This window comes from Halobacteriovorax sp. (assembly GCF_041587335.1).
Classification (GTDB): Bacteria; Bdellovibrionota; Bacteriovoracia; order Bacteriovoracales; family Bacteriovoracaceae; genus Halobacteriovorax.
The window spans coordinates 1-4,527 of the sequence record NZ_JBFGYP010000179.1; the positions used below are offsets into that span (position 1 = coordinate 1).

General features: G+C 36.6%; 2 protein-coding genes. Both read right to left on the reverse strand.

The window, feature by feature from the left end; all coding sequences use genetic code 11:
- Window positions 1–367 precede the first annotated feature (367 nt).
- Window positions 368–3,478 (reverse strand): efflux RND transporter permease subunit, encoded by a 3,111-nt coding sequence (locus ABX784_RS15615; protein WP_372655994.1) that lies wholly within the window; start codon window positions 3,476–3,478, stop codon window positions 368–370.
- A gap of 8 nt (window positions 3,479–3,486) precedes the next feature.
- A partial coding sequence (locus ABX784_RS15620) for an efflux RND transporter periplasmic adaptor subunit (protein WP_372655995.1) occupies window positions 3,487–4,527 on the reverse strand: 1,041 nt, incomplete at its 5' end.

A 4,527-nucleotide genomic window follows, 5' to 3' on the forward strand; every position in this document is an offset into this window, starting at 1 on the left:
AAGAAAACTTTTAGAGGACGTATTGAGTTTCAAACATGTAAGGAATTTACACTACAGAGAGTCTCAACAGAAGGTAGTACCGAAATTAGTGGAAAATGGAAAGGTAGTTACGTTTGTGCTCAAGGTGCAACAGGACTAACTCTAACTATTCTATAAAACATATAATAAAAAAGGGTCTACAAATGACCCTTATTTTTAAAAATCAGCTTCTTTTGCTTTCACATAAAGATCTTCAGTAGTAGTTTTTTTAATAAATTTATATCTAATATTCGTTAAGATAAAATCTTGTAAAAAATCATCCCAAAAAGAATACAAAAAACTAAATTGTGTTCAGTATGGCCAAACTAGAAAAATATTTATTAAAAATTTAAGACCTCTCATTTCCTAAGTTTCTTTGTTCAAAATATGAAAATACGACTGGAACAATAAACACAGTTATAGAAGCAACTAGCATCCCTCCAAGAGTTGGAATGGCCATAGGTTTCATAACCTCACTTCCTGTACTCGTGGCCCACATAATTGGAAGTAAGGCCATGACAGTAGTAGTTGTAGTCATCACAAGAGGTCTAATTCTCCTAGTACCAGCACTCAGGATACAATCCTTAAGCTCGTCCCAGTCTTTAGGCTTACTATCTCTAATGGCAGCTTGAAGATAGGTCATCATTACAACACCATCATCAACAGCAATACCAAAGAGAGCAATAAATCCAACCCAAACAGCGACAGAAGTGTTAAATCCTCCTATCCATAGAAGAATAAGTCCGCCAGCAAATGCAATCGGTACAGCACTAAAGACAATAGCTGAATTTCTAAGATTCTTTATTCCAAGGTAAATAAGAAATATATTTATGAGTAGGGCAAATGGAACAAGAAGCATCAGTCTTTTATTAGATCGAACTTGATTTTCATATTGCCCGGCCCATGAAATAGAATATCCCTTAGGTAGGTCAACATTCTTTTCAACAAGTTCCTTTGCCTCCTCAACAAAACCAATGAGATCTCGTCCTTGTACATTTAATAGAACAAGTGAGCGAAGCATACCATTTTCTGACTGTATGGCCGATGGCCCTGTGACTATATTTATATCTGCTAATTGATCCAGGGGGATATGTTGTCCAAGAGGACTTGGTACTAATACTTTTTTGAGTTCATCAATTCTATTTCTTAATTCTTTTTTATATCTAACGCGAATTGGATAACGGGCACGTCCATCGTAAAATTGCCCGATAGTCATACCACCAACAGCAGTTTGAAGGATCTTATTTATAGTCCCAGTATTTATCCCATATCTACTAGCAGCTACCCTATCGATATCAAATTCAATATAAGGCTTACCTGTCATTTTTTCTGCGTAAATACCATAACCACCATCTACTTTCTCAACAAGAGCTCCAACTTGGGTTCCAATACTTTCTAGAGTTTTTAAATCATCTCCAAATATCTTAATACCAATCTGAGTCTTGATACCTGTAGAGATCATAGAAATTCTATTTTCGATTGGAAATAACCATGCATTTACTAGACCAGGAACTTGGATCTTAGAATCTAAATCATTCATAATATCATAGATAGAAGTTCCACTAGGCCATTGATCTTCTGGGATAAGCTTTACTACAGTCTCAAACATACCAATTGGAGCAGGATCAATTGCAGTGTCAGCACGACCAAGTTTTCCAATGGCATCTGCCACAAGAGGGTGAGTTTTCAAGACTTTATCGGTATATGAGAGTAACTCCCTTGCCTTAGTCATACTCACATCAGGTGTTGTAACTGGCATATATAAAATTTCCCCTTCATTTAAAGAGGGCATAAACTCTTTGCCAAGTTTAGTGAATGAATAACAACCTAAAATAAAAATAACACTTGGGATTACTAAGAATAATTTTCTATTATTAAGAGTCCAATCAAGTATAGGTCTATAAGTATTCACAATAAGTGAGCTGACTTTATTCTTAGAGACAGGTTTTAACTTACCATTTAGAAAGAATACTGAAAGGGCCGGAACTAAAATAATAGCAACAATGACAGAGCCAAACATAGCAAGAGTTTTTGCCCAAGCAAGTGGCCCAAAAAGTTTCCCTTCACTTCCTTCTAGGGCGAACACGGGTAGAAAAGTAACTATAGTTGTGGCCACAGCAGTGAGTATGGCCGGACCGACTTCCCTAGCAGATTTTATGATGACTTCAATTCTCTCTTTAGCATTCGCAAGTGGATTTTTTGCAAGGTGAGAATAGATATTCTCAGTCATGATAATCCCCATATCCACCATTGATCCAATAGCAATAACAAGACCAGATAAACTCATAACATTTGAGTCTATATTTAAAATTTTCATAAAGATAAAACTTATTCCTACACCAAAAGGAAGAGTAAGTGTTACCAGAAGGGAAGATCTAAAATGTAATAGAAATAATAAAATCACAACGACAGTTATGATAATTTCTTGAGATAAAGCACTATAGACAGTTCCAATAGCTCGCTCAATAACCTCAGTACGATCGTAAAAAGGCACTAGCTTCACACCCTTTGGTAGTCCTCCCTTAATTGTTTCAATTTTCTTCTTAACGTTATCAATTACTTCTTTAGGGTTTTCTCCAAATCGCATAGTGACGACACCGCCAACAGACTCAATTCCATTCTTATCTAATGCTCCCCTTCTAAATCCTGGACCGTATTGAACAGAGGACAAATCACTTACTCTAACAGGTGTTGAGTTTTTTACAGTGACAACAACATTTTCTATATCACTTAGAGATTTAAAAAAACCTTTTCCTCTAACAATAAACTCTCTATCACCATCTTCAATGACCTCTGCTCCCACATCTATATTACTATTTTGAATAGATTTTATGAGAGTAGAAAAGTGAACGTCATATGCAATTAATTTATTTGGATCTACGTCAATTTGATACTCTTTAACAAAGCCACCGATGCCTGCGACCTCACTAACTCCCTCAACACTTTGAAGAAGATAACGAACATAGAAGTCTTGAATGGATCTAAGTTCGGCCAAGGACTTAGGAGATTTTGAATCAATTTCATTTTCAATTGTATACCAAAATATTTGTCCAAGCCCTGTGGCATCAGGACCCATCTTTGGAGTTACTTCTGGAGGTAACTCTCTTGTAGATATAGATAGCTTCTCAAGAACTCGACTCCTACTCCAGTAAAAATCTACATCATCATTGAAGATAATATAAATGATAGAAAATCCAAAAGCAGAAGTTCCTCTAATATTTTTAACACCTGGTAGCCCTTGCATCATAACACTTAGAGGATAGGTAATTTGCTGCTCAATATCTTTTGGGGATCTTCCAGGCCATTCAGTAAAAACGATTTGCTGATTCTCTCCTATATCAGGAATTGCATCTACTCTAGCAGTCTTAATTGAAAAGACAGACAAAAGAGCAACAAAGAGAAAGATGATCACAATAAATGGTCTCTTTCGAATAGAAAACTCTATTATATTCTGAATCATAAACTTCCCTAGTGATTGTGAGTTTTCTTATCGTTAGTATTAGGCATGTCCTCATAACCACCAAAGAGTTGGGCCTGAGCATCTAAAAGAAAGCTTCCCTCAATCACAACTTGATCCCCCTCACTAAGACCACTTTTAACTTCGACATATCCATCTGACTCAAAACCAGAGTGTATAACACGAGCTTTAAATTCTTTATCGCTTACCTTTGTCCACACGACCTTTCTCTTTCCAGTATCTATAATTGCAGACCTAGGAACGACTAGTGGTGTTTCGTTCATTTCAATTTTTAAAACAGCGTTAGCAATCATGCCTGGCTTTAGTTTTCCAGAGACATTCTTTATTGTTGTTCGAACCTTTAGAGTTCTAGATTTTGAATCTAAGACTGGATTAATAAAGTCCACCACACCAGTGACAAACTCTCCAGGTAAAGATGTAAACTCAAGCACAACCTCTTGACCAATTTCAACAAGAGTGGCCTCTCTTTCATAAACATCCATCTCAACCCATACATCAGATAGGTCTGATAATTCAAAAAAGTTCTGTCCTTCTTTGAAGTAACTTCCAACAGAGGCATTTCTCTTTCTTACAATACCTGTAGCATTTGAATAAATAGTTATTTGCTTAGGCACTTTTTTATTCTTATACCAGAGCTCGTACTGAGATGACTTAATTCCCCAAAGTTTTAACTTTTCAACAGTCTGCGAAAGCATTTCTTTAAAGCCCTTATCTTTTGACTTTCTAGAGCTCTCTCTTGCTAATAAGTACTCTTCCCCGGCCGTAATAAGCTTAGGGCTATAGATATCGACTACTGGATCACCTACCTTTACAAAGCTTCCAGTAGATTTCACATACACCTTCTCTACTCGACCACCGACACGTGCAGGTATACTACTCTCCTTTTCTTCTGACTGTAGTACTGAGCCAAGAAGACGAATCTTCTTAGACATCTTCATAGTCGTTACTGGAAAGTATGATGGCCTAAAGTGATTGAGCTGAGCTTTTCTTAGTTTTACTTTTGCAACAACTTCAGCAGCTGTGGCGTCTAC